Origin of the sequence: Serratia sp. CY32780, from assembly GCF_052169135.1 — a bacterium.
In the GTDB taxonomy this organism is placed as follows: domain Bacteria; phylum Pseudomonadota; class Gammaproteobacteria; order Enterobacterales; family Enterobacteriaceae; genus Serratia; species Serratia sarumanii.
In genome coordinates this window covers 16,772-40,676 of sequence record NZ_JBJNLI010000002.1, presented here as the reverse complement: position 1 = coordinate 40,676, position 23,905 = coordinate 16,772, and the positions used below count along the sequence as shown (strand labels likewise).

At 59.0% G+C, this 23,905-nt stretch carries 23 protein-coding genes and 4 tRNA genes; 20 read left to right on the top strand and 7 right to left on the bottom strand.

Translation table 11 applies throughout. From position 1 onward, the window contains the following. The first annotated feature begins 115 nt into the window (after positions 1–115). Positions 116–283 (top strand): hypothetical protein, encoded by a 168-nt coding sequence (locus ACJ8HH_RS13775; protein WP_162846236.1) that lies wholly within the window; start codon positions 116–118, stop codon positions 281–283. On the opposite strand, the gene ACJ8HH_RS13770 is transcribed toward ACJ8HH_RS13775, so the two are convergent. From ACJ8HH_RS13770 to ACJ8HH_RS13755, 4 genes are all read right to left on the bottom strand, one after another. Further along, positions 280–897 (bottom strand): Fic/DOC family protein, encoded by a 618-nt coding sequence (locus tag ACJ8HH_RS13770; RefSeq protein WP_033649260.1) that lies wholly within the window; start codon positions 895–897, stop codon positions 280–282. The genes ACJ8HH_RS13775 and ACJ8HH_RS13770 overlap by 4 nt on opposite strands. 196 nt (positions 898–1,093) lie before the next feature. Further along, a complete protein-coding gene (locus tag ACJ8HH_RS13765; protein WP_060428626.1) occupies positions 1,094–2,086 on the bottom strand; it encodes a Vgb family protein in 993 nt (330 codons plus the stop codon). A gap of 29 nt (positions 2,087–2,115) precedes the next feature. Next, positions 2,116–3,087 carry an aldo/keto reductase gene (locus ACJ8HH_RS13760; protein ID WP_039568911.1) on the bottom strand — a complete coding sequence of 324 codons (972 nt, stop codon included), beginning with the start codon at positions 3,085–3,087 and terminating at the stop codon, positions 2,116–2,118. 12 nt (positions 3,088–3,099) lie between these two features. Beyond that, the gene (locus tag ACJ8HH_RS13755; RefSeq protein WP_048321287.1) at positions 3,100–3,900 is read right to left on the bottom strand and encodes an SDR family NAD(P)-dependent oxidoreductase; all 801 of its coding nucleotides are present in this window, start codon (positions 3,898–3,900) and stop codon (positions 3,100–3,102) included. A 106-nt stretch (positions 3,901–4,006) separates the two neighbouring features. Between ACJ8HH_RS13755 and ACJ8HH_RS13750 the strand changes: the two genes are divergently transcribed. From ACJ8HH_RS13750 to chbG, 6 genes are all read left to right on the top strand, one after another. Then, entirely contained in the window at positions 4,007–4,900 is an 894-nt protein-coding gene (locus ACJ8HH_RS13750) for a LysR family transcriptional regulator (RefSeq protein ID WP_060451842.1), read from the top strand. Positions 4,901–5,317: 417 nt separating this feature from the next. Continuing rightward, entirely contained in the window at positions 5,318–5,635 is a 318-nt protein-coding gene (locus tag ACJ8HH_RS13745; RefSeq protein ID WP_004932561.1) for a PTS sugar transporter subunit IIB, read from the top strand. 12 nt (positions 5,636–5,647) lie between these two features. Beyond that, positions 5,648–7,009: a PTS N,N'-diacetylchitobiose transporter subunit IIC gene (chbC, locus tag ACJ8HH_RS13740; protein ID WP_004932557.1), complete on the top strand. Its 1,362-nt coding sequence runs from the start codon at positions 5,648–5,650 to the stop codon at positions 7,007–7,009. Between the two features lie 43 nt (positions 7,010–7,052). Then, complete coding sequence (locus ACJ8HH_RS13735; RefSeq protein ID WP_060419449.1) at positions 7,053–8,438, top strand: glycoside hydrolase family 1 protein; 1,386 nt, start codon at positions 7,053–7,055, stop codon at positions 8,436–8,438. A gap of 15 nt (positions 8,439–8,453) precedes the next feature. Further along, the gene (gene chbR / locus ACJ8HH_RS13730) at positions 8,454–9,302 is read left to right on the top strand and encodes a transcriptional regulator ChbR (RefSeq protein ID WP_033637170.1); all 849 of its coding nucleotides are present in this window, start codon (positions 8,454–8,456) and stop codon (positions 9,300–9,302) included. Between the two features lie 148 nt (positions 9,303–9,450). Then, the gene (gene chbG / locus ACJ8HH_RS13725) at positions 9,451–10,212 is read left to right on the top strand and encodes a chitin disaccharide deacetylase (RefSeq protein ID WP_060451843.1); all 762 of its coding nucleotides are present in this window, start codon (positions 9,451–9,453) and stop codon (positions 10,210–10,212) included. 11 nt (positions 10,213–10,223) lie between these two features. On the opposite strand, the gene ACJ8HH_RS13720 is transcribed toward chbG, so the two are convergent. Then, a complete protein-coding gene (locus tag ACJ8HH_RS13720; protein WP_049213106.1) occupies positions 10,224–11,603 on the bottom strand; it encodes an MFS transporter in 1,380 nt (459 codons plus the stop codon). A gap of 243 nt (positions 11,604–11,846) precedes the next feature. Between ACJ8HH_RS13720 and pncC the strand changes: the two genes are divergently transcribed. The 13 genes from pncC (at position 11,847) to luxS (ending at position 21,667) form a co-directional block, all read left to right on the top strand. Beyond that, positions 11,847–12,335, top strand: coding sequence for a nicotinamide-nucleotide amidase (gene pncC, locus ACJ8HH_RS13715; protein WP_033649270.1), 489 nt, complete (start codon positions 11,847–11,849; stop codon positions 12,333–12,335). Between the two features lie 111 nt (positions 12,336–12,446). Continuing rightward, on the top strand, positions 12,447–13,511 hold the full coding sequence (gene recA, locus ACJ8HH_RS13710; protein WP_004932541.1) for a recombinase RecA: 1,065 nt from the start codon (positions 12,447–12,449) through the stop codon (positions 13,509–13,511). 60 nt (positions 13,512–13,571) lie between these two features. Further along, positions 13,572–14,084 carry a recombination regulator RecX gene (gene recX / locus ACJ8HH_RS13705; RefSeq protein WP_033649272.1) on the top strand — a complete coding sequence of 171 codons (513 nt, stop codon included), beginning with the start codon at positions 13,572–13,574 and terminating at the stop codon, positions 14,082–14,084. A gap of 133 nt (positions 14,085–14,217) precedes the next feature. After that, a complete protein-coding gene (gene alaS, locus ACJ8HH_RS13700; protein WP_060388115.1) occupies positions 14,218–16,845 on the top strand; it encodes an alanine--tRNA ligase in 2,628 nt (875 codons plus the stop codon). 252 nt (positions 16,846–17,097) lie between these two features. Continuing rightward, positions 17,098–17,283, top strand: coding sequence for a carbon storage regulator CsrA (gene csrA / locus ACJ8HH_RS13695; protein WP_004091602.1), 186 nt, complete (start codon positions 17,098–17,100; stop codon positions 17,281–17,283). Positions 17,284–17,594: 311 nt separating this feature from the next. Then, positions 17,595–17,687, top strand: a tRNA-Ser gene (locus ACJ8HH_RS13690). Positions 17,688–17,690: 3 nt separating this feature from the next. Further along, positions 17,691–17,767: transfer RNA gene (locus tag ACJ8HH_RS13685), tRNA-Arg, on the top strand. Positions 17,768–17,825: 58 nt separating this feature from the next. Then, positions 17,826–17,902: transfer RNA gene (locus tag ACJ8HH_RS13680), tRNA-Arg, on the top strand. A gap of 191 nt (positions 17,903–18,093) precedes the next feature. Beyond that, positions 18,094–18,170, top strand: a tRNA-Arg gene (locus tag ACJ8HH_RS13675). A 178-nt stretch (positions 18,171–18,348) separates the two neighbouring features. Then, positions 18,349–18,915: a fructose-1-phosphate/6-phosphogluconate phosphatase gene (gene yqaB, locus ACJ8HH_RS13670; RefSeq protein WP_033650025.1), complete on the top strand. Its 567-nt coding sequence runs from the start codon at positions 18,349–18,351 to the stop codon at positions 18,913–18,915. Further along, complete coding sequence (locus ACJ8HH_RS13665) at positions 18,912–19,340, top strand: YqaA family protein (RefSeq protein WP_004932520.1); 429 nt, start codon at positions 18,912–18,914, stop codon at positions 19,338–19,340. The genes yqaB and ACJ8HH_RS13665 overlap by 4 nt, the downstream gene beginning before the upstream one ends. Positions 19,341–19,422: 82 nt before the next feature. Next, complete coding sequence (gene gshA, locus ACJ8HH_RS13660; RefSeq protein WP_039568927.1) at positions 19,423–20,985, top strand: glutamate--cysteine ligase; 1,563 nt, start codon at positions 19,423–19,425, stop codon at positions 20,983–20,985. A 166-nt stretch (positions 20,986–21,151) separates the two neighbouring features. Beyond that, positions 21,152–21,667, top strand: coding sequence for an S-ribosylhomocysteine lyase (gene luxS / locus ACJ8HH_RS13655; protein WP_019455133.1), 516 nt, complete (start codon positions 21,152–21,154; stop codon positions 21,665–21,667). A 63-nt stretch (positions 21,668–21,730) separates the two neighbouring features. Here luxS and ACJ8HH_RS13650 read toward each other — a convergent pair whose 3' ends face one another. Both ACJ8HH_RS13650 and ACJ8HH_RS13645 read right to left on the bottom strand, forming a co-directional pair. After that, positions 21,731–23,020, bottom strand: a complete 1,290-nt coding sequence (locus ACJ8HH_RS13650; protein ID WP_033637180.1) for an HlyC/CorC family transporter — start codon at positions 23,018–23,020, stop codon at positions 21,731–21,733. A 41-nt stretch (positions 23,021–23,061) separates the two neighbouring features. Continuing rightward, positions 23,062–23,853 (bottom strand): cytochrome C assembly family protein, encoded by a 792-nt coding sequence (locus tag ACJ8HH_RS13645; RefSeq protein ID WP_004932506.1) that lies wholly within the window; start codon positions 23,851–23,853, stop codon positions 23,062–23,064. Positions 23,854–23,905: the final 52 nt, after the last annotated feature.

The following is a 23,905-nucleotide window of genomic DNA, read 5'->3' as shown; positions in this document are numbered from 1 at the left end:
GCAAGTCGCCGCCCGTTGAGGCGGCGTGGAGTTTATTGCGCGGCGGTGAGGGGCATGAAGTTATGTACAATCCTTGATATAATCTCATCAATGAATTTTCTGATCGGGGGGCGTCATGAGTAATACTAAAAAAGTGCCGGTGGGTTATGTTAAGCCATCTCGTACGGACATTGCCCGCTCAGTGGCGACATCAACGGCGGTTGAAACAGGTCAACCTTCAGCCAGAATTGAAGCTTCTTTAGAAGAAGTGCGTAAAAAATTCGCTCATCTGCGCCTTGCCTAATACTTTCTTAGTGCTTGGTTGACCCAGTGTTTCATCGGCTCGTAGTTCATGTTCATACCCGAGTGAATAGACGAGATATATTGGGCTCTGTTTTGTTCCCAGCTTTGATAATCCAACGGTTTATGCCCACCCTGAACCGCCATCACATCGGCCAACAGCCGTGACAAACGGCCATTCCCTTCTCTAAAAGGGTGTATGAGTATCAGTTCAACATGGATTATCGCGATCGCTTCTATCAGCTGTTCTTCGCTCATGTCTGAGCAAGGTGTGTAACTTGCCAGGTATTTCACTTCGAAATCGTCCAGTAGTTTGGGCAATCGCGTCGAAGGGGCAAACATGAAGCCTCCTTTGCTGATATTGACGGCTCTTGCTTGTCCAGCCCACGCATAAATATTGCCTAACCAGCGGTGATGCCATCCCTTAAGCATCTCGACGGTGATTCTTCCTAATGGAAAGTGCTGTTCGAAAACGGAACGGTAGAGCTGCTCCAGCAACACCAACTCGGCGCCGTCGAGTTCGTCGCTATCGGTGATGCCCAGCTTATTGGCTAGAACTTGCTCGCCGGATTCTTTCTCATATTGACCTTCGCTGCTGGAAACATGGTATCGGCTCATGAATACGCTCGATGATAATAAGGTGGGGGATAAGGCAAGTATAATCAGCGATGTGTAGTGGAACAATTTAATTAAAATCAGTCTATTAAGTTAGAATTAATCATAGTTCTGATTAATACCATCGAAATAAAGATTTTCAATTCATTGGATGTTAACGGTACAACGCAAGTCGCCGCCCGCTGAGGCGGCGTGGAGTTTATTGCGCGGCGGTGAGGGGCAGGGGCAGTTGATAGAGACGGAAGCTGTCGGGCACTTCGGATTCATGGCCGGGCAGCAGGCGGTGGCGAATGCGCGATTCGCTGACGAAGGCGCAGCCTTGTGGGGTGATAGTCAGATTGACCGGCGATTCCATGCCTTCGCGCAAGACCTCAATCCGGTGCATGCCTGCCGCCTTGGGAGACGGGATCCGCAGGATCCGCCCCTGGCCGCTCTGGATCCCGTTTTCCAGCACGATCAGCGCGCCGTCCGGTGCCAACCCCATCCCGTCCGGGTTTTCAATCAGGCGCGGCAGCTGCATTTCCGTCAACTGCGGCTTTGAATCGTTATAGCTGAGGGTGTAGAGCTTACCGGTGCCGAAATTGGCGACAGCCAGCAGCCGGTCGTCGAGCAGCACGATCCCGGCGGCGCCCAGCCCGCTAGGGGCCGCTAAGCGTGGATCCTGATACAGCGTACTGAATGCCGCTTCGCCCGGCCGCAGGCGCAGGATGCCGCCGCCGCGGGTTTCCGTCACGTATACCGTACCGTCTGCGCCGAGCACGATATCGTTGCCCATTTCTCCCGCCGGCAGCGCCAGGCTGCGGTTGAGCGTGCCATCCGCGACGTTCAGCGCGTAGATGCGGTTGGCGCGCGTTTTGCCGCCGGAGAGGAAGTCCGGCGAATTGCCCCACAGCAGCCCGCGCCGTTCGTCCAGCCGCAGCGCGTTTGAGGCGAACACCGTGTCAGCGCCGGGGAAAAAGATTTCCCACGCTTTACCCGGCCGTTTGCGCAGCACGTTGCCGCTGGTGATCAGGCCGACATACAGCGTGCCGTCCGCCGCGCGGGCGATGCCGTTGGGGTAAAGCGCGCCGGGCGGCAGCGTCATGCTGCTTTCTGTACAGTGTGCATCGACGGCGGCCTGCGCCGGCGCGCTAAGGGTGAGTGCAGTAGCGAGGGTGAATAACGCCGCTCGCGCGGTCACAACGTATGCCATGTCTTTCTCCTGGAATGAAGGAAAAGGGGCTACCAGCGCTCGGGGCGGGCAGCGTGCGCCATTGGCGCCTCCAGCGCGGCCACGTCTTCTTGCGATAGCCTGAGGTCGAGCGCCGCCAGCGCATCCTGCAGATGGTGTGGCTTGGACATGCCCACCAGCGGCGATGCCACGCCGGGTTTGGCCAACAGCCAGGCCAGCGCAATCTGCGCCGGGGGAACGCCGCGCGCGGCCGCCACCTCCGCTACCGCAGCGACGGTGCGTTCGACCTCGTTTCTGCCGCCGTACCAACGGGGGGCCTGCTCGTCGGTGGCGGCGCGCAGCGTGCCGCCACTGCCGGAGCCGGCCAGCACGCCGCGGGCCAGCGGCGACCAGGGCGTCAGGCCAAGACCTTCCTCCAGGCACAGCGGGATCAGTTCCTCTTCGTCTTCACGCGTCACCAGGTTGTATTGGCTTTGCAACGAAATAAACGGCGCCAGGCGGTGCTGACGTTGAAAGGCCAGCATTTTCATCAGGCGCCAGGCGTGCAGTGAAGACGCGCCGAGATAGCGGATCTTGCCCGCCCGCACCAGGCCGTCGAGGGTGTCGGCAGTTTCTTCGATCGGCGTTTCGGTGTCGAAGCGGTGCAGCACGAACAGATCGAGGTAATCCGTTCCCAGCCGCTGCAAGGAGGCGTCAATGCTGTGCAGCAGGTGCTTGCGCGACAGCCCCCGGCTGTTCGGCTGCGCGTCCATCGGAAAGTAGGCCTTGGTGGCGATCACCACGTCTTCTCGACGGGCGAACGCCTTCAGCGCGCGGCCGAGAATGCGTTCGCTTTCTCCGCCGGAGTAAATGTTGGCGGTATCGAAAAAGTTGATGCCCGCTTCCAGCGCCTCGCGGATAAAGGGGCGCGCTTCATCCTCCTTCAGCACCCAGGGGCGCCAGGCCGGATCGCCGTAGGTCATGCCGCCCAGGCAGAGGCGGGACACCTTCAGGCCGCTGTCGCCAAGCCGAACGTAGTTCATGACGTCGTCTCCTCAGCGCATGCCGGCGATGGTGTAACCGCCGTCCACCAGCAGGCTTTGGCCGGTGATGAAGCGGGCTTCGTCCGTCGCCAGCCACAGCGCCACATCGCCGATGTCTTCCGATTCGCCCAGGCGGCCGGCGGGCGTGTGGGCGATAAAGGGCGCGAACGCCGCGCTGTCGGCCACGCTGCCGCGCGCCATCGGCGTGTCGATGATGCCGGGGTTGATGTTGTTGACGCGGATGCCCTGGCCGCTGTATTCGAGCGCCACCGCGCGGATCATCGCATCGAGCGCGCCTTTGCTGGCGGAGTAGCTGGATGAACCGGCCAGCGCGCCGTGGGTCAGCCAGGAGGAAGTGTTAACGATCACGCCGCCCGAGCGCTGAGCCAGGAAGGTTTCAATCTCGTATTTCATCGCCAGCCAGACGCCTCTGAGGTTAATGGCGATCACCCGGTCAAAATCTTCGCTGCTCTGTTCGGTGATGGGAGCGAAGTTGCCGATGATGCCGGCGTTGTTGAAGGCGACGTCGAGCCGGCCGTAGTGGGCGGTCACCGTGGCGAGCAGCCTACGGATATCGTCTTCCTGAGAGACGTCGGCCACGATGGGCAGGGCGTCGCCGCCGGCGAGCGCGATGTCGCGCGCCGTGGCTTCGATTTCCGCCGCGCGTCGGCCGGCCAGCGCCACTTTGGCACCTTCGCGGGCATAAGCCAGCGCGGCGGCGCGGCCGATGCCTGTGCCGCCGCCGCTCACCAGTACGACTTTGTCCGCCAGACGGCGCGGCGTTTCATGAGTTGGAGCTGTAGCATTAATCATCGCATCGATACCTGGTAATGGGTTCGATCGTAATGCTATGTTGTTAGATAATGGATAACTATCCGCTAAAAATTCATCTCACTATTAGATAATTTATATTAATAGCATGAAGAAACCCGAATTGTCCGGCCTGGCGGCCTTCGTGGCTATCGCCAGTGAACGCAGCTTCCGCCGCGCCGCCGCCCGACTGGGCGTGACGCCGCCGACGCTGACCCACACCCTGCGCGAACTGGAAGCGCAGGTGGGCATTCGCCTGCTGAACCGCACCACCCGCAACGTCTCGCCGACGGAGGCCGGTGAGCATCTGTTGGCACAGCTGGTGCCGGCCTTTACCGACATCGACGCCGCGCTGGAGAGCCTGAATGCGTTTCGCGAAGGGCCGCGCGGCCTGGTGCGCATCAACGCGCCGCGTTCGGCGATCGATCTCGCCATCGTGCCGCATCTGGGGCGGTTGGCCAGCGAATATCCCGGCATTACGCTGGAGGTGGTGGCGGACGAAGGGTTCGCCAACATCGTCGAGCAAGGCTTTGACGCCGGTATTCGGCTCGGCGAGGATCTGCACAACGATATGCGCGCGGTGCGTCTGACGCCGGATCTGCGTTTTGCCATCGTCGCCACGCCGGGCTATTTTCAACGGCACGGCGAACCGATGCACCCGCAGGATTTGCTGCAGCACCGCTGCATCGGTTGGCGCAAGGCCTCTTCGGGCGGGCGCTACAAATGGGCGTTTCAGCAGGGCGAGCAGCGATTTACCGTGGCGGTTAACAGCTCGCTGATCGTGGATGACGCCAGGCTGCTGCTGCAGGCGGCGCTGGCGCACGTCGGCATCGCCTTCGCCATCGAGCAGGAGGTGGAAGATCATCTTGCGAGCGGGCGGCTGCGGCGAGTGTTGGCCGACTGGTGCGCGCCGTTTCCCGGTTTTTACCTCTATTACCCCAACCGCAGGAACCATTCCGTGGCGCTGGCCACGGTGATCGAGTTGCTGCGTCTGCCCACCTAATCCTCTTCGCCTGCCATCGCGTTCGGAGAGCAGCAGGCGAATCAAGCTTGAACTATTTTTATTCCCTTTTCGTTTGTTCAGGTGCAAATAAACCCTTAAATTCTCGGTGTGTTTATAACTGTCTGTTTATAATTGTTATTTGAGTGTTTATTGCGAATATTCTGAGTTTATATCGGTTATTTGAGAGCCCGGTCACACTATTTTTTTATGCGAAATGTGAAGGGGGTCAAGCCATCAGGTCAAGGAGAGACGGTTATTCTCTCCCCTGGCTTACCGATCCGTTTTTCATGCTCCGTATACTGTCTGCAACCAGGGCAACGTGACGGAAATTTTCATAAGGAATGTGCGTGAAGCAATCGTGATTGCATCTGGCATACAAATAACACGGGGTTTTTTTGATTATCTGAGGTGCTTGGTATGGAAAAGAAAAAAATCTATCTGTTTTGTTCTGCCGGTATGTCCACTTCCCTGTTGGTTTCAAAAATGAAGGCGCAGGCCGAGAAATACGAAGTGCCGGTGATCATCGCCGCCTACCCGGAAGCGCTGGCTGCGGAGAAAGGCGTTGAAGCGGATCTGATCCTGCTGGGGCCGCAGATTGCCTACACCTTGCCGGAAGTGCAAAAACAGCTGCCCAACAAACCCGTTGAAGTCATCGATCCGCTGCTGTACGGCAAGGTCGATGGGCTGGGCGTGCTGAAGGCCGCGGTGGCCGCCATCAAGAAAGCCAACCAATAACAGGAGGCCGCCGTGAATACCCTCATTGCCTCGCTCGAGAAGGTTATCCTGCCTTTCGCCGTAAAAATCGGCAAGCAGCCCCACGTCAACGCCATCAAGAACGGCTTTATCCGCCTGATGCCGCTGACCTTGACCGGGGCGATGTTCGTGTTGATTAACAACGTGTTCCTGAGCTTCGGCGAAGGATCGTTCTTCTATTCGCTGGGCGTGCGCCTGGACGCCTCCACCATCGAGACGCTCAATAGCCTGAAGAGCATTGGCGGCAGCGTGTACAACGGCACGCTGGGGATCATGTCCCTGATGACGCCGTTCTTTATCAGCATGGCGTTGGCCGAAGAGCGCAAGGTCGATCCGCTCGCCTCGGCGCTGCTGGCGGTGGCGGCCTTTATGACCGTCACGCCGTTCAACGTCGGCGAGGCCTATGCGGTGGGCGCCAACTGGCTGGGCGGCGCCAACATCATTTCCGGTATGGTGATCGGGCTGGTGGTGGCCGAGATGTTTGCTTTCATCGTGCGGCGCAACTGGGTGATCAGCCTGCCGGACAGCGTGCCGGCTTCGGTGTCGCGCTCCTTCTCGGCGCTGATCCCCGGTTTCATCATCCTCTCCATCATGGGGCTGGTGGCGTTCGCGCTGGCGCACTGGGGCACCAACTTCCACCAGATCATCATGGACGGCATTTCGGCGCCGTTGGCCAAGATGGGCAGCGTGGTAGGCTGGGTGTACGTGCTGTTCTCCTCGCTGCTGTGGTTCTTTGGGGTGCACGGCTCCATGGCGCTGGCGGCGCTGGACAGCGGCATCATGACGCCGTTCGCACTCGAAAACGTGGAGCTGTACAACAAATACGGTTCGGTCGAAGCGGCGGTGGCCGCCGGGAAAGAGTTCCACATGTGGGCGAAGCCGTTCGTCGACTCCTACATTTACCTCGGCGGCACCGGCTCGACGCTGGGCCTGATCATCGCCATCTTCATCGCCTCGCGCCGCGAGGATTACCGCCAGGTCGCCAAGCTGGCGACGCCGTCCGGCATTTTTCAGATCAACGAACCGATTCTGTTCGGCCTGCCGGTGATCATGAACCCGGTGATGTTCATTCCGTTCATCCTGGTGCAGCCGGTGCTGACCATTATCACCTCGCTGGCTTATTATTCCGGGCTGATCCCGCCTATCACCAACATCGCGCCCTGGACCATGCCGGTCGGCCTGGGGGCGTTCTTCAACACCAACGGCAGCATCATGGCCATGTTGTTGAGCCTGTTTAACCTGGCGGTCGCCACCGTGATTTATCTGCCGTTCGTGGCGATCTCCAACAAGGCGCAGAGCCAGATCGACGCGGCGACGGAAAGCGAAGAAGACATCGCCAAGGCGCTGAAATTCTAACTGTGGAACGGGGCGGCGCGGCCGCCCTGCGAGGGACGCGAGTATGGAATATCAATTTGCCGACGGGTTTTGGTGGGGCAGCGCCACCTCCGCGCCGCAGTCTGAAGGGGCGGCCGCGCGGGACGGCAAGAGCCGCAACATCTTCGACTATTGGTTCGAGATCGCGCCCGAGCGCTTTCACGATCGGGTGGGGCCGGCCGAGGCCTCGACCTTTTACGACCATTTCCGCGCCGATATCGGGCTGCTCAAAACGCTGGGCCACAATACCTTCAGAACGTCTATCTCGTGGTCGCGGCTGATCCCGGACGGTGACGGCGAGGTGAACCCGCAGGCGGTGGCGTTCTATAACGCGATGATCGACGAGCTGCTGGCGCAGGGCATCACCCCGTTTATCAATCTCTACCACTTCGATATGCCGCTGTGCATGCAGCAGCGCGGCGGCTGGGAAAGCCGGGCGGTGGTCGAAGCCTATGCGCGTTACGCCGATATCTGCTTCGGCCTGTTTGGCGATCGGGTCACCCACTGGTTCACCTTCAACGAGCCGATCGTGCCGGTGGAGGCCGGTTACCTGAATGACCTGCATTACCCTTGCGTGGTGGACTTCAAACGGGCGGTCACCGTGGCGTATCACAGCGTACTGGCGCACGCCATGGCGGTGCAGCGTTTCAGAGCGCGGGAGCTGCCGGGGAGCATCGGCATCATTCTGAATCTGAGCCCGACCTATCCGCGTTCCGACGCGCCGGAGGATCGGCAGGCCGCGCACGACGCCGATCTGCTGTTCAACCGCAGTTTCCTCGATCCGGTCGCCAAAGGGCGTTATCCGGTGGCGTTGCTGCAGCTGCTGGAGCGGCATGGGCTGATGCCCCACTGCGAGCCGCAGGATGCGCAGCTGATTGAAGGCGGCGTGGTGGACATCCTCGGCGTCAACTATTACCAGCCGCGCAGGGTGCAGGCGAAAGAGGGGCGTCGTGCCGAGGGGCCGATCGCATCGCCGGAGGATTTGTTCAGTTACTATGCAATGCCGGGCCGCAAAATCAATCCGCACCGCGGCTGGGAGATCTACGAAAAGGGGCTGTACGACATCCTGATGGATCTGAAAGAGAACTACGGCAACCTGCCTTGTTATATTTCGGAAAACGGCATGGGCGTTGAGGGCGAAGAGGCGTTTATCGGCGCCAATGGGCGGGTGGAGGACGATTACCGCATCGACTTTATTCGCGAGCACCTGAAGTGGCTGCACCGCGCGCTGGCGGAAGGCTCGCAGTGCAAAGGCTATCATCTGTGGACCTTTATCGACTGCTGGTCCTGGCTGAACGCCTACAAGAATCGTTATGGGCTGGTGCGGCTGGATCGGGCGGATCAGCGCCGCACCATCAAGAAAAGCGGCTACTGGTTTGCCGAGGCGGCCAGACGCAACGGATTTGACTAACGGGAGGCTGGCGCCGTGTCCGACAACCGAATTTCGCTGAGTGCCAACGACGTGAAGCTGATTCGCGAGCAGGATTTTTTTAACTGCAAAGATTTTCACCTGTTTATCTACAACAAGGTGGAAAGCGCCACCGGGCTGCATCAGCACGACTATTACGAGTTCACCATCGTGCTGAGCGGCAAATGCTATCAGGAGATCAACGGCAAGCGGGTGCTGCTGGAGCGCGGGGATTTCGTCTTTATCCCCATCGGCTCCTACCACCAGAGCTTTTACGAGTTCGGCGCGACGAAAATCTTCAACGTGGCGGTCAGCAAAGCGTTCTTTGAAGAGCACTATTTGCAGCAGCTGCCGCGCTGCTTCGTCGCCTCGCAGGCCTACAGCCTGAGAAACGAGTTTTTGGCCTATATCGAATCGGTGGTGAGCTCGCCGCAGTTTCGCGAGGACGACTTCGCCGAATTTCTCGAAACGCTGACCTTCTATGTGATCAGCCGTATTCGTCACCATAAAGAAGAAAACGATGGCGGCGATGATATCCCGCAGTGGCTGAAGAACACCCTGGCCGGCATGCATGACAAGGCGATGTTCGGCGAAAGGGCGTTGGCTAACATGGTGGCGCTGTCGGGGAAAACCCAGGAATATCTGACCCGGGCGATGCGGCGTTACTACCACAAGACGCCGATGCAGGTGATCAATGAGATCCGCATCAACTTCGCCAAGACGCAGCTGGAGGTCACCAACTATTCGGTTTCCGATATCGCCTTCGATTCCGGCTATGGCGATGTCAGCCTGTTCATTAAAAACTTCAAGCGGCTCACCGATGTGACCCCAGGCAACTACCGAAAAAAGTGCTACGGCCCTCTTTAGGGCCGCTCCCGATCAGTATCAACGCCGATATGCCGATGAGCTTCAGGCCGCCGGCCGGTTAATCATTCGATTTTTACCTTAGCGAAGGGGAATGCCGCGCCGGTCGGTCGGGCTTCCCTTGCCAAAAATTCATCCCGCGGGAGCCACTATGGAAAAACTACTGATCGTGAATGCCGATGACTTCGGCCTGAGCAAGGGACAAAACTACGGTGTTATCGAGGCGTATCAGCATGGCGTCGTTTCCTCTACCACGGCGATGGTGAACGGCGGCGGCGCACAGCACGCGGCGGCGCTCAGCCGGCAATATCCGGGGCTACCGATCGGGCTGCATTTCGTTTTGACCCATGGCAGGCCGCTGGGCGCCATGCCTTCGCTGGTCAACGAGCATGGCGAATTGGGCAAATGGCTGTGGCGCCGCGCCGAGGCCGGCGAGCTGCAGCTGGGCGAGATCCAGGAGGAGCTGCAGCGCCAGTTCGCGCGGTTTGTGACGCTGTTCGGCAGGCCGCCGACGCACATCGACAGCCACCACCATGTACATATGCAGCCGCAGATTTACCCGCTGGTGGAGGCGTTTGCGCAGGCGCAGGGTCTGCCGCTGCGCCTCGATCGCGAAGAGGCGAAACGGCGCGATATTGCGTTGCAGACGCCCTGCAGCACCGACGCGTTTGACGCGGGGTTCTACGGCGAAACGATTTCCGAAGCCTTGTTCCTGCAGCGGTTGGCGCGCGCTGACGAGCTGGGCGCCGAGTCATTGGAAATGATGTGCCACCCGGCGTTCCTCGACGCGACGATCCTGCAGAGCAAATACTGCCACCCGCGCCTCGTCGAGCTGGATGTGTTGACCGCGCCGACGCTGAAAGCGGCGATCGCCGAACGCGGTTTTCTGCTGGGCTCTTTCCTGGATCTGTAGCTCCGCGCCGTTTACAGCATGGCGTGCGCCTTTTTCAGGCCGGTGTCCTCTTGCGGATCGGCGCCCTGAGGCAAGTGCTCCGTTTCCTGTTCTTCAGGCTGCGGCTCGTCGACATCGGGCGCCGCTTCCGGCGGGGGCATGGTGTCGTGAATGATCTGCTCATCAAAGGTCGGATTGAGCGCCGGCGACAGCGGCGAGCTGGCGAGGCTGTCCGGCAGCGGAATGTGCGGCACCGGCGCGTCCTGCGCCAGTTGCGGCTCCTCCGCTTTCGCCGTGCGGCTGAGGGCCGCCAGCAGCACGCCGCACAGGGCGAAGAAGGCGTACAGGATATTGCCGCCTAGCGGCTCGATCAGCGCGCCGACCGCCAGCGGCCCGATGCTGGCGCCGACGCCGAACGCCATCAGCAGGCAGGCGGCCAGCGAGACGCGACGCTCCGGCTCGATCAGATCGTTGGCCAATGCCACCACCAGCGGGTAGAGCGTAAACTGCAGCATGCTGACGACGAACCCCACCGCCAGCAGCAGCGGGAAATCGATGTGCGGCAGCAGCGCCAGCGGCAGCGCCGCCACGATCAGAAAAATGGCGTTGAGGCGCATCAGCAAGGGGCGGTTATAGCGATCCGACAGCCAACTGAGCGGGAATTGCGCCACCAGCCCGGCGAAGATGGCCAGCGCCATGAACAGGCCGGTTTGCTGCGTGCTTAAGGATTGCAGGCTGGCGTAGACCGGCGCCAGGCCGTAAAACGAACCTACCACCATGCCGATCACCAGCGTGGTGGCCAGCACCTTGGGAATAGCGCCGACAAAGTAACGCAGTTCCATCGGCGCCGGCGACATGTGGCGCGCATTGGTGCGGGTGGTGAGAGCGATCGGCACCAGGCAGAGCGCGAAGCACAGTGCGATCACCAGCAGCGTGGCGATGCCCAGATTGCTTTGCAGCATCAGCACGATCTGGCCCAGCGACATGCCGAGATAGGTCGCCGCCATATAGAAACCGAACACCATGCCGCGCTGGTTGGATTCCGCCTGGTCGTTTAGCCAGCTTTCCAGCACCATGAACTGACACATCATGCACAGCCCGATCACCAGGCGCAGCGCAACCCAGGCGGGAATGAACGCCGTCAGGCCGTGCCCCAGCACCGCGGCGGTAATGATGCCGGCGCAGGCCACGTAGGCGCGGATATGCCCGACGCGGGCGATGAGAAAGTGGCCGACCTTGCCGCCGATCACCAACCCGATGTAGTTGGCGGCGATGATGGCGCCGATCAGCGCGCTGCTGACGTGGATGGAGGCCAGCCGCAGCGAGACGTAGGTGGTGAGCAGGCCCGAGCCCAACAGCAGCAGCAGGGTGGTGGTGTACAACGGCAAGAATACGCCCAACGTTTTTTTCACGCTATCGTCCTAATCTCTTCTGGTGCGCCCTGAGGCCGCCGCCGCAGCGTGCCGCCTCCGTGATGTTCCTTGTGCTGGTGCGCCGCCGCTCGCTGGGGCGCTTCTTTTGATACTAGCAGCTTGGCCGGGCGCTTAAAACCGCACCTCCTGCGAGGCGCTGCGCATTTCTGCGCGCCAGACGTCGCGCCGCCTTGATAAATGCTACTATCGGGCGCATATACCTGAATTCGCGAGGGAGGGGTTATGAGTGAAAACCAACTGCGCCGGCTCAGCGTGCTGGCGGGGGAAAAACTGAAGGCTCAGGGCCGCTGGATCACCTGCGCGGAATCCTGCACCGGCGGCGGCATCGCCAAGGCCATTACCGATATCGCGGGGAGTTCCGCCTATTTCGATCGCGGTTTCGTCACCTACAGCAATGCGGCGAAGCACGACCTGCTGGGGGTGAGCGAAGCCACGTTGGCGGCGCACGGCGCGGTCAGCGAAGAGGTGGTGCGCGAGATGGCGATAGGGGCGCTGCGTGCGGCGCGGGCCGATCTGGCGCTCTCGGTAAGCGGCATCGCCGGCCCGGACGGCGGCAGCGCGGAAAAGCCGGTCGGCACCGTGTGGTTCGGCTTCGCCGGCAGCGATGGCCGGGGGCTGTCGCGCAAGATGCAATTCGAGGGCGATCGCGATGCGGTGCGGCTGCAGGCGACGATTTTCGCGCTGCAAACCGCCATCGACGAATTTTTGTAAATTAGGCTTGATACTGTATGACCATACAGTATAATTAGTGACATTTCCTGCACAACATACATTCAGTGGCAGTGTGGGGTAACACCGGCATTGCGAAACGAAGGAGCAAAAATGGCTATTGATGAGAACAAGCAAAAGGCGTTAGCTGCGGCACTGGGCCAGATTGAGAAACAGTTCGGCAAAGGCTCCATCATGCGCCTGGGTGAAGACCGCTCCATGGACGTGGAAACGATCTCCACCGGCTCACTGTCACTCGATATCGCTCTGGGCGCCGGCGGCCTGCCGATGGGCCGCATCGTCGAAATCTACGGCCCGGAATCCTCCGGTAAAACCACCCTGACGCTGCAGGTGATCGCCGCTGCGCAGCGCGAAGGCAAAACCTGTGCGTTCATCGACGCCGAGCACGCGCTGGATCCTATCTATGCGAAAAAGCTGGGCGTCGATATCGACAACCTGCTGTGCTCCCAGCCGGACACCGGCGAGCAGGCGCTGGAAATCTGTGATGCGCTGACCCGCTCCGGCGCGGTTGACGTCATCATCGTCGACTCCGTGGCGGCGCTGACGCCGAAGGCGGAAATCGAAGGTGAAATCGGCGATTCGCACATGGGTCTGGCGGCGCGCATGATGAGCCAGGCGATGCGTAAGCTGGCTGGCAACTTGAAAAACGCCAATACCCTGCTGATCTTCATCAACCAGATCCGTATGAAAATTGGCGTGATGTTCGGCAACCCGGAAACCACGACCGGCGGTAACGCCCTGAAGTTCTACGCTTCGGTGCGTCTGGATATCCGCCGCATCGGCGCCATCAAAGAGGGCGACGAAGTGGTGGGCAGCGAAACCCGCGTGAAAGTGGTGAAGAACAAAATCGCTGCGCCGTTCAAACAGGCTGAATTCCAAATCATGTACGGCGAAGGCATCAACAGCCGTGGTGAGCTGGTCGATCTGGGCGTGAAGCACAAGATGATCGAAAAAGCCGGCGCCTGGTACAGCTATAACGGCGAGAAAATCGGTCAGGGCAAGGCGAATGCCTGTAACTTCCTGAAAGAAAACCCGGCTATCGCCGCCGAGCTGGATAAGAAGCTGCGCGATTTGCTGCTGCACAGCGGCGGTGAGCTGGTGGCCGCTTCCGGTGACGACTTCGAAGACGACGAAGCGGAAACCAGCGAGCAGTTCTAATCGCTGAAGATGTGCGCTGCCGTTCGTGTGGCGCATATCCCATAAATTCAGGCTTGAATGATGAATGACTTGCTAAGCCGCGCCATGCGCCTGCTGTCGCAACGCGATCATAGTGAAGCTGAACTGCGCCGCAAACTTGCGGCGCAGCCGTTTGTGGCGAAAGCCCGTTTTGGCAGCAAGGGGCCACATGCGCCGGCATCACCGCCGGTGGTTGAAGAGCCGGTGGATCCTGCGCTGATCGAGCAGGTTATCGCCTACTGTTACCAGCATAACTGGCTGGACGATAAGCGTTTCGCTCACAGCTACATCGGCAGCCGCAGCCGTAAAGGTTACGGTGCGCAGCGCATCCGCAGCGAACTGATGCAAAAGGGCGTCGACAAAGCGCTGGTGCAGGACGCGCTGGCGGATTGCGATATCGACTGGTGCGAACAGGCAAAACAGGTGGCGCAGCGAAAATTTGGCGATGCGTTGCCAACCGACTGGAAAGAGAAAGCCAAAGTGCAGCGTTATCTGCTCTATCGCGGCTTCTTCCAGGAAGAAATTCAGTCAATTTACCGTGATTTTGCGCAATGAGCGCACACGGGGTTTTACTTCCCTCTGAAGAAAATTTATCTTATCCCCACTTTTTGTTCGTGAGCTGGTTGTCATCGTCGGGATGACGCGTCACCGGCTCACGTGTCGTTATTCTAGCCTTTCCAGGAAAATTATGAGCAAGAGCACCGCTGAGATCCGTCAAGCGTTTCTCGATTTCTTTCATAGTAAGGGTCATCAGGTTGTAGCGAGCAGCTCCCTGGTGCCTAACAATGATCCGACATTGCTGTTTACCAATGCCGGCATGAACCAATTTAAGGATGTTTTCCTGGGGCTCGACAAACGCGCCTATTCCCGCGCCACCACCTCGCAGCGCTGCGTGCGCGCAGGCGGCAAGCATAACGACCTGGAAAACGTCGGTTATACCGCGCGTCACCACACCTTCTTTGAAATGCTGGGCAACTTCAGCTTCGGCGATTACTTCAAGCACGACGCGATCGGCTACGCATGGGAACTGCTGACCGGTGAAAACTGGTTCAACCTGCCGAAAGAGCGACTGTGGGTCACCGTGTATGAAACCGATGACGAAGCGTTCGACATCTGGCAGAAGCAAATCGGCGTACCGGCCGAGCGCATTATCCGCATCGGCGACAACAAGGGCGCGCCTTTCGCTTCCGACAACTTCTGGCAGATGGGCGACACTGGCCCATGCGGCCCGTGCACCGAGATTTTCTACGATCACGGCGATCACATCTGGGGCGGCCCTCCAGGCAGCGCGGAAGAAGACGGCGACCGCTACATCGAGATCTGGAACATCGTTTTCATGCAGTTCAACCGTCAGTCCGACGGCACCATGCTGCCGCTGCCGAAACCTTCTGTGGATACCGGTATGGGTCTGGAGCGCATTGCGGCGGTGTTGCAGCATGTGAACTCCAACTATGAAATCGATCTGTTCCGTACCCTGATCGCCGCCGTGGCTAAAGTGACCGGCGCAACCGATCTGGACAACAAATCCCTGCGCGTTATCGCCGACCACATTCGTTCCTGCGCCTTCCTGGTGTCGGACGGCGTGATCCCGTCTAACGAAAACCGCGGCTATGTGCTGCGCCGCATCATTCGTCGCGCGATCCGCCATGGCAACATGCTGGGCGCGAAAGACACCTTCTTCTACAAACTGGTGGCGCCGTTGATCGAAGTGATGGGCCCGGCGGCCGACGAACTGAAACGCCAGCAATCGCTGGTGGAGCAGGTGCTGAAAACCGAAGAAGAGCAGTTTGCCCGCACGCTGGAGCGTGGCTTGGCGCTGTTGGACGAAGAGCTGGCCAAGCTGCAGGGCGATACCCTGGACGGCGAAACCGCTTTCCGTCTGTACGATACCTACGGTTTCCCGATCGATCTGACCGCTGACGTCTGCCGCGAGCGCGGTTTGAAAGTCGACGAAGCGGGCTTTGAAGACGCGATGGAAGCACAGCGCCGCCGTGCGCGCGAATCCAGCGGCTTTGGCGCCGACTATAACAGCCTGATCCGCGTGGATGGCAGCAGCCAGTTCAGCGGTTACGATCACGACGAGCAGCAGGCGACGGTCATCGCGCTGTTCCGCGACGGCCAGCCGGTCGATCAGATCAACGCCGGCGAAGAGGCGGTGGTGGTGCTGGATGAGACGCCGTTCTATGGCGAATCCGGCGGCCAGGTCGGCGATAAAGGCGTGCTGAAAGCCGCCGGCGCTGAGTTTACGGTCAACGATACCCAGAAATACGGTCAGGCTATCGGCCATCAGGGCAAACTGGCGCAGGGTTCGCTGAAGCTGAACGATCGCGTGGACGCGCAGATCGACGCTGAGCGCCGTAACAGCATTCGTCTGAACCACTCCGCAACTCACCTGCTGCACGCCGCGCTGCGCCAAACGTTGGGCGACCACGTCGCGCAGAAAGGCTCGCTGGTTAACGACAAATACCTGCGTTTCGACTTCTCGCACTTCGAAGCGATGAAGCCGGAGCAAATCCGCGCGGTGGAAGATCTGGTGAACCAGCAGGTGCGTCGTAACCTGCCGGTGCAGACCGAGCTGATGGCCTTGGAAGATGCCAAAGAGAAGGGCGCGATGGCGCTGTTCGGCGAGAAGTACGATGACAACGTGCGCGTGCTGACCATGGGCGACTTCTCCACCGAGCTGTGCGGCGGCACCCACGCCAGCCGCACCGGCGATATCGGCCTGTTCCGCATTCTGAGCGAGTCGGGCACCGCGGCGGGCATCCGCCGTATTGAAGCGGTGACCGGCGCTGGCGCTATCGCTACGCTGCATCAGCAAAGCGATTTGTTGCAAGACGTTGCTCAGTTGGTCAAAGGCGACAGTAACACCCTGACCGATAAAGTGCGCTCGGTGCTCGATCGCACGCGCGCGCTGGAAAAAGAACTGCAGCAGTTGAAAGATCAGCAGGCGGCGCAGGAGAGCGCTTCGTTGTCCAGCCAGGCAAAAGTGGTTAACGGCGTGAAGCTGTTGGTCAGCCAGTTGGATAATGTCGAAGCCAAAATGCTGCGCACCATGGTAGATGACCTGAAAAATCAATTGGGTTCGGCCATCATCGTGTTGGCAACGACGGCTGATGACAAAGTCAGTCTGGTTGCTGGTGTGACCAAGGATCTGACTGACCGCGTGAAAGCCGGCGAGTTGATCGGCAACGTGGCGCAGCAGGTCGGCGGCAAGGGCGGTGGTCGCCCGGATATGGCGATGGCGGGGGGGACGGATATCAACGCCCTGCCAGCGGCGTTAAACAGCGTAGAAGCCTGGGTGGCCTCGAAGCTGTGAATATAAATAAATAGCACGCACAAACGCCATAATACTTTGTTGATTATGGCGTTTTCATACTGTGCTAACACAATTTAGTTACAATTGCGGGAACAAAGTTTTTCAGGTCGGCTAAACTTACCATTATCTGAGGTGGGACCAAGTCTGCTTACACTTATTGTGGGTTGCGCGGCTTACGTTTTCACCACATATGATGGATAATGACGGGGAAACTGAGAGACCCGACTCTTTTAATCTTTCAAGGAGCAAAGAATGTTAATTCTGACTCGTCGAGTTGGTGAAACCCTCATGATTGGCGATGAGGTTACGGTTACTGTGCTAGGGGTAAAAGGCAACCAGGTGCGTATTGGTGTGAACGCCCCCAAAGAGGTTTCGGTTCACCGTGAAGAAATCTATCAGCGCATTCAGGCAGAGAAGTCTCAGCAGACGACTTACTGATTCCGAAGCAGCGTCTCGTTGCCAGACGAGACGCTACTGCATCGTTTTACCCACTTCCTTCGCCCTCCCTCTTCTTTTTCGTGATTATTTTCCCGGTTAGTTTCCTGCTTTGTTGCTACAGACGCGGCGGTTGCCTGTTGATAAAACGCCCTTTTTGCCGTGAAATCGCCCATGTTGGGTGCGAATTGTGCAAACGCGCATGAGTTGGGAAAAATTGTTTGACTTAAAAGTCGGAGAAAGTAATATGTGCGCCACGCAGTGCCGATGAGCTTCTCTAAAGCGAGTTAGGCACAATTCGAAAGAAAGCGTTTGGTGAGGTGGCCGAGAGGCTGAAGGCGCTCCCCTGCTAAGGGAGTATGCGGTCAAAAGCTGCATCCGGGGTTCGAATCCCCGCCTCACCGCCATTTGCATCCGTAGCTCAGCTGGATAGAGTACTCGGCTACGAACCGAGCGGTCGGAGGTTCGAATCCTCCCGGATGCACCATATTAGCCGTATGGTAGAGTTGGGAACAAAGTACCATAGGGTATCAAAGAATTACTGTGCATCCGTAGCTCAGCTGGATAGAGTACTCGGCTACGAACCGAGCGGTCGGAGGTTCGAATCCTCCCGGATGCACCATTCTTCACTTCCCGTACAGCGAAGAGAAATCTTCAGGCGGGCAGTAAAAAAGAAAGTGTCCCTTAGGGAGGATAACGTTGCTTCAGCAACGGCCCGCAGGGTGAGGCGCAAGCGCCAAATCATCCTCCCGGATGCACCATTCTTTAAGTCTGGCCTCATTAGCGAAGCAGGCAAGCAGTAAAAACAGTAATGCATCCGTAGCTCAGCTGGATAGAGTACTCGGCTACGAACCGAGCGGTCGGAGGTTCGAATCCTCCCGGATGCACCATCTAAGAGAAACCCGCTTCGGCGGGTTTTTCGCTTTTCAGCATTTAACCATTCTCTCTTCACCCCTGTCCTCCTTTGCGCCCGATAGGGCACAGCACATTCCGTTATGACGCAGTCAGCGACAACCCAACGGCTTTACGCTAAAGTAGTTTTCTTTCCTCAACGATCATGGAGTAACGATGTACGACCGCTATCAGGGTCTTATTTTCGACATGGACGGCACGATTCTGGACACCGAGCCAACGCACCGCAAAGCGTGGCGTGAAGTGCTGTCCCGTTATGGCATGACGTTTGATGAAGCGGCCATGGTGGCGCTGAGCGGTTCACCGACCTGGCGCATCGCCCAGGCGATTATCGCCAGCCATCAGGCCGATCTCGATCCCCATCACCTGGCCGCGGAGAAAACCCGCGCGGTGGAAGCGATGCTGTTGGACAGCGTGCGTCCATTGCCGCTGATCGAGGTGGTGAAGTCCTATCATGGCCGCCGTCCGATGGCGGTCGGCACCGGCAGCGAGCACCGCATGGCGGAAATGCTGCTGCGTCATCTCGGCCTGTTCAACTGCTTCGACGCGATCGTCGGTGCGGACGACGTGCAGCGCCACAAACCGGAGCCGGACACCTTCCTGCGCTGCGCCGAACTGATCGGCGTGCGGCCGGAAAAATGCGTGGTGTTTGAAGACGCTGATTTCGGCATTCAGGCGGCGAAAAGCGCCGGTATGGCGGTGGTAGACGTCCGTACGCTGTGAGTAGTACGCTAGCCGTAATATCGTTATTTGGCAGTAGCTTCCTCAGTGCGACGCTGCTGCCGGGAAATTCAGAAATCGTTCTGGTCGCCTTGCTGACCCAGAGTCGCGTCTCGCCGGAGTTGCTGGTGCTGGCCGCGACCCTGGGCAACACGCTGGGTGGCTTGACCAATGTCATTATCGGGCGCCTGTTACCGGCGTTGAAACCACAGCGGGGGCTGGCAACGGCGCTCGGGTGGCTGCAACGCTTCGGCCCGGCTGCGCTGTTGCTCAGCTGGGTGCCGGTGGTGGGCGATTTGTTGTGCGTGTTGGCAGGTTGGCTGCGCATGCCCTGGGGCTCTGTCGCGCTGTTTCTGTGTATCGGAAAGGCGCTGCGTTACATCGTTTTGGCTATGATAACGGTACAGGGCATCGCCTGGTGGCAGTAACCAAGTGAATATAACTCAATATTCTCTCGGGTGCGGATTCAGTATGCTTACGAGTTATTGTTTTTAGAAGCGGGAGGTCAATTTGATCCCGGACGTATCACAGGCGCTTTCTTGGTTGGAAGCCCATCCCCAGGCATTAAAAGGCATTCGTCGCGGCATCGAGCGTGAAACGCTGCGGGTCACGCCGAACGGCACCTTGGCGACCACCGGGCATCCGGAAAAGCTGGGCGCGGCATTGACGCACCACTGGATCACCACGGATTTCGCCGAAGCGCTGTTAGAGTTCATTACGCCGGTTGATGACAATATCGACCACCTGCTGACGTTCCTGCGCGATATTCATCGCTACGTGGCGCGCAATATCGGCGATGAGCGCATGTGGCCGCTCAGCATGCCGTGCTTTATCGAAGCTGAGCAGGATATCGAGCTGGCGCAGTTCGGCTCGTCGAACATCGGCCGCATGAAGACGCTGTACCGCGAAGGGTTGAAGAATCGCTACGGCGCGCTGATGCAGACCATTTCCGGCGTGCACTACAACTTCTCGCTGCCGCTGGAGTTTTGGCAGGCCTGGGCCGGCGTGCAGGACGCAGAAAGCGGTAAAGAGCAGATCTCGGCGGGCTATTTCCGCCTGATCCGCAACTATTATCGTTTCGGCTGGGTGATCCCGTATCTGTTCGGGGCATCGCCGGCCATTTGTTCTTCGTTCCTCAAGGGGCGCGAGACCAATCTGCCGTTCGAGCGCACCGAGCAGGGGATGTGCTACCTGCCGTACGCCACTTCGCTGCGCCTGAGCGACCTGGGTTATACCAACAAGTCGCAAAGCAATCTGGGCATCACCTTTAACGATCTGCACAGCTATGTGGCCGGTCTGAAACGGGCGATCGCGACGCCTTCCGAAGAGTTCGCCAAGCTGGGCGTGAAAGAGGGTGACCGTTACCTGCAGCTGAACAGCAACGTGCTGCAAATCGAGAACGAGCTGTATGCGCCGATCCGGCCGAAGCGCGTGACCCAAAGCGGCGAGACGCCGTCTGACGCGCTGCTGCGCGGTGGTATCGAATACATCGAAGTGCGTTCGCTGGACATCAACCCGTTCTCGCCGATCGGCGTGGATGCGGTGCAGGCGCGTTTCCTGGATCTGTTCCTGGTGTGGTGCGCGCTGGCCGATGCGCCGGAGATGAGCAGCGATGAACTGCTGTGCACGCGCAAGAACTGGAACCGGGTGATCCTGGAGGGCCGCAAGCCGGGCCAGACCATCGGCATCGGCTGTGGCGCCAGCCATGAACCGCTCGAAAAAGTGGGCAAGGCGTTGTTCGCCGATCTGCGTCGGGTAGCGGAAGTGTTGGACGGCGAAGCCGGCGATCGCCAATACCAGCAGGTGTGCGATGAGCTGGTCGCCGCGTTCGACGACCCTGAGCTGACCTTCTCCGCGCGCATCCTGAAAGCGATGCAAGCGGAAGGCACCGGGCGCGTCGGCCTGCAATTGGCGGAGCAATATCGCAAGATGCTGCTGGAAGAGCCGTTGGAAATCCTGAACGAGGCCGAGCTGGATAAAGAGCGGGAAGCCTCGTGGCAACGCCAACGCGACATAGAAGCCAATGATACGCTAAGCTTTGAAGCGTTCCTGAAGCAAAACGGCGGAAGCTGAAAAAGAAAAAGGCCACATCAATGTGGCCAAATATGCATCTCTGATGACAGGGATGATGATAACAAATGCGCGTCTTTCAGATACTGAGACTCGCAGGGTTGGAAAAGGTTTCCCGGTTAGGAAAAAAAGTTTCGAAATAAATGCTCTTTTACGAGGAGGTAGCGAAATGCCATTGCTGGATAGCTTTACCGTCGATCATACCCGTATGGCAGCCCCGGCTGTCCGCGTTGCGAAAACCATGAAGACGCCTCACGGCGATACCATCACGGTGTTTGATCTGCGCTTTTGCCGCCCGAACCTGGAAGTGATGCCCGAGCGCGGCATTCACACGCTGGAGCACCTGTTCGCCGGCTTTATGCGTGACCACCTGAACGGCCAGGGCGTGGAGATTATCGACATCTCCCCGATGGGCTGTCGTACCGGTTTCTACATGAGCCTGATCGGCGTGCCGGAAGAGCAGCGCGTAGCCGATGCGTGGAAAGCGGCGATGGCCGACGTGCTGAAAGTGACCGACCAGCGCAAAATCCCTGAGCTGAACGAATACCAGTGCGGCACTTACCATATGCACTCGCTGGAAGAAGCGCAGGAGATCGCCAAGCACATCCTGGATAACGACGTGGTGGTGAACCACAACGACGAGCTGGCGCTGCCGAAAGAGAAGCTGCAGGAACTGCATATCTAGCCGCGAGTTCCCGCAGAGAAAAAAAGACGCGATTTCGCGTCTTTTTTACGTTCTGGCCAGCGGTCAGTGATGGCCGACGCTGGACTGCAGCGAGGTGATCGGCGTGACCCGCACCTGTTTTATCATGTTGCCCTGCACGTCGAGAATGTCGATATCATAATGGCCGATACGCAACCGGGTGCCGATTTCGGGGATCTCTTCCAGCTCTTCGAGCAGCATGCCGTTGACGGTGCGCGCCTCGTTGGCCGGCAAGGTCCAGTTGAAGGCCTTGTTCAGCTCGCGCACGTTGGCGGTGCCGTCGATCAAGACCGAGCCGTCGCTCTGCGGCGTGACCTCTTCCGCCAGCGTGGGTGACATCGAGGTGGTGAAGTCGCCGACGATCTCCTCGAGGATATCCTCCACCGTGACCAGGCCCTGAATGTCGCCGTACTCATCGACCACGATGCCGACCTTCTCTTTGTTGCGCTGGAACTTCACCAGCTGCACGTTGAGCGGCGTGCCTTCCGGCACGAAGTAAATCTCGTCGGCGGCGCGCAGCAGGTTCTCTTTGTTGAACTCTTTTTTCTCGGTCATCAGGCGGTAGGCTTCGCGCACGCGCAGCATGCCGATGGCGTCGTCCAGCGAACTGCGGTACAGCACGATGCGGCCGTGCGGCGAGTGGGTCAACTGGCGCATGATCGACTTCCAGTCGTCGTTGACGTCGATGCCGACGATCTCGGTGCGCGGCACCATGATGTCGTTAACCGTCACCTTTTCCAGATCCAGCACCGAGATCAGCATGTCCTGATTGCGCCGGGAGATTTGCGACTGGGATTCGCGCACGATGGTGCGCAGCTCATCCTTGCTGACGGCATCGCTGATGCGCACGTTGGTGCGAATGCCGAACAGGCGCAGCGTCATACTGGTAATGCCGTTGAGCAGCCAGACCAGCGGGAACATCACTTTTTGCAGCGGCGCCAGCAGAAAGCTGCTGGGGAAGGCGATGCGTTCCGGGTAGAGCGCGGCGAAGGTTTTCGGCAGCACTTCGGCGAACAGCAGCACGGCGAAGGTCAGTATGCCGGTGGCGATCGCCACGCCGAGGTCGCCATACAGCCGCATGCCGACGATGGTCGCCAGCGCCGAGGCGAGGATGTTGACCAGGTTGTTGCCGATCAGTACCAGGCCGATCAGCCGATCCGGTTTTTGCAGCAGCTTCTCCACACGGCGCGCCGAGCGATTGCCCTGTTTGGACAGGTGACGCAGGCGATAACGGTTGAGCGTCATCATGCCGGTTTCGGAGGCGGAGAAGTAAGCGGAGACCACGATCATGATCACCAGGATAATGATGAGGGTCCCCGTCGACACATGCTCCAATGCAGTATTCCTTATAGAGAGGGAAAGTTGAGGCGGCCGGCTTAGCGCACCATCACCTGCTGAATCAGACGGCTGCCGAAGTAGGCGAGCGTCAGCAGGAAGGCGCCGGCGAAGCTGAACCAGACGACGCGGCGGCCGCGCCAGCCTTCATGGTAATGGCCCCACAACAGCACGATATACACGAACCAGGCCATGATCGACAGCACGGCTTTATGCACGTTCTCTTTGCTGAACAGATTATCCATGTACAGCAAGCCGGTGCACAGGGTGAGCGTCAGCAGCACCACGCCGATCTGGGTGATATGGAACATCTTGCGCTCGATGCTCATCAGCGGCGGCATGTCGGCGCTAAAGGTCAACTTCTTGTTTTTCAGAAGGTAATCGAGCCAGGCGAGCTGCAAGGCGTAGAGCGCGGCGATGATCAGGGTAGCGTAAGAGAACAGCGCCAGGCCGATATGCACCATCAGTTCCGGGCTGGCTTCCAGGTGAGTGATGAACTCGCCGGGCATGAAGCTTGCGAAGGCCAGGTTGATCATCGCGAAGCTGTAGACGATCGGCAGCAGGAACCAGCCGCGGTCGCGCGAGGCGACGAAGGTCATCACCGAGCAGATGATCAGGCTGACGATGGAGCCAATGTTCAGCAGGCTGAGATTCTGCCCGGCGCTGACGTCAAAGATGCGCTGCTGCAGCGCGATGGCATGGCAAATCAGCGCCACCACCGCCGAGACGAGGGCAAGCCGACGGTATGCGCTGTTCTTCCGCAACAAGCTGGGAATGATCAGTCCAAGGCTGAGCAGGTAGGCCATCAAAGCCACAATGGAGAAAACTGGCATAGCGTTTAATTTTGCTTCGGCGTGGTTAATTGGAGTGTCAGTATAACGTTGC

Coding starts and splice junctions, on each gene's coding strand:
- ACJ8HH_RS13775 (WP_162846236.1), top strand. CDS start 116: ATGAGTAATACTAAAAAAGTGCCGGTGGGTTATGTTAAGCCATCTCGT.
- ACJ8HH_RS13770 (WP_033649260.1), bottom strand. CDS start 897: ATGAGCCGATACCATGTTTCCAGCAGCGAAGGTCAATATGAGAAAGAA.
- ACJ8HH_RS13765 (WP_060428626.1), bottom strand. CDS start 2,086: ATGGCATACGTTGTGACCGCGCGAGCGGCGTTATTCACCCTCGCTACT.
- ACJ8HH_RS13760 (WP_039568911.1), bottom strand. CDS start 3,087: ATGAACTACGTTCGGCTTGGCGACAGCGGCCTGAAGGTGTCCCGCCTC.
- ACJ8HH_RS13755 (WP_048321287.1), bottom strand. CDS start 3,900: ATGATTAATGCTACAGCTCCAACTCATGAAACGCCGCGCCGTCTGGCG.
- ACJ8HH_RS13750 (WP_060451842.1), top strand. CDS start 4,007: ATGAAGAAACCCGAATTGTCCGGCCTGGCGGCCTTCGTGGCTATCGCC.
- ACJ8HH_RS13745 (WP_004932561.1), top strand. CDS start 5,318: ATGGAAAAGAAAAAAATCTATCTGTTTTGTTCTGCCGGTATGTCCACT.
- ACJ8HH_RS13735 (WP_060419449.1), top strand. CDS start 7,053: ATGGAATATCAATTTGCCGACGGGTTTTGGTGGGGCAGCGCCACCTCC.
- chbG (WP_060451843.1), top strand. CDS start 9,451: ATGGAAAAACTACTGATCGTGAATGCCGATGACTTCGGCCTGAGCAAG.
- pncC (WP_033649270.1), top strand. CDS start 11,847: ATGAGTGAAAACCAACTGCGCCGGCTCAGCGTGCTGGCGGGGGAAAAA.
- recA (WP_004932541.1), top strand. CDS start 12,447: ATGGCTATTGATGAGAACAAGCAAAAGGCGTTAGCTGCGGCACTGGGC.
- recX (WP_033649272.1), top strand. CDS start 13,572: ATGAATGACTTGCTAAGCCGCGCCATGCGCCTGCTGTCGCAACGCGAT.
- alaS (WP_060388115.1), top strand. CDS start 14,218: ATGAGCAAGAGCACCGCTGAGATCCGTCAAGCGTTTCTCGATTTCTTT.
- csrA (WP_004091602.1), top strand. CDS start 17,098: ATGTTAATTCTGACTCGTCGAGTTGGTGAAACCCTCATGATTGGCGAT.
- yqaB (WP_033650025.1), top strand. CDS start 18,349: ATGTACGACCGCTATCAGGGTCTTATTTTCGACATGGACGGCACGATT.
- luxS (WP_019455133.1), top strand. CDS start 21,152: ATGCCATTGCTGGATAGCTTTACCGTCGATCATACCCGTATGGCAGCC.
- ACJ8HH_RS13645 (WP_004932506.1), bottom strand. CDS start 23,853: ATGCCAGTTTTCTCCATTGTGGCTTTGATGGCCTACCTGCTCAGCCTT.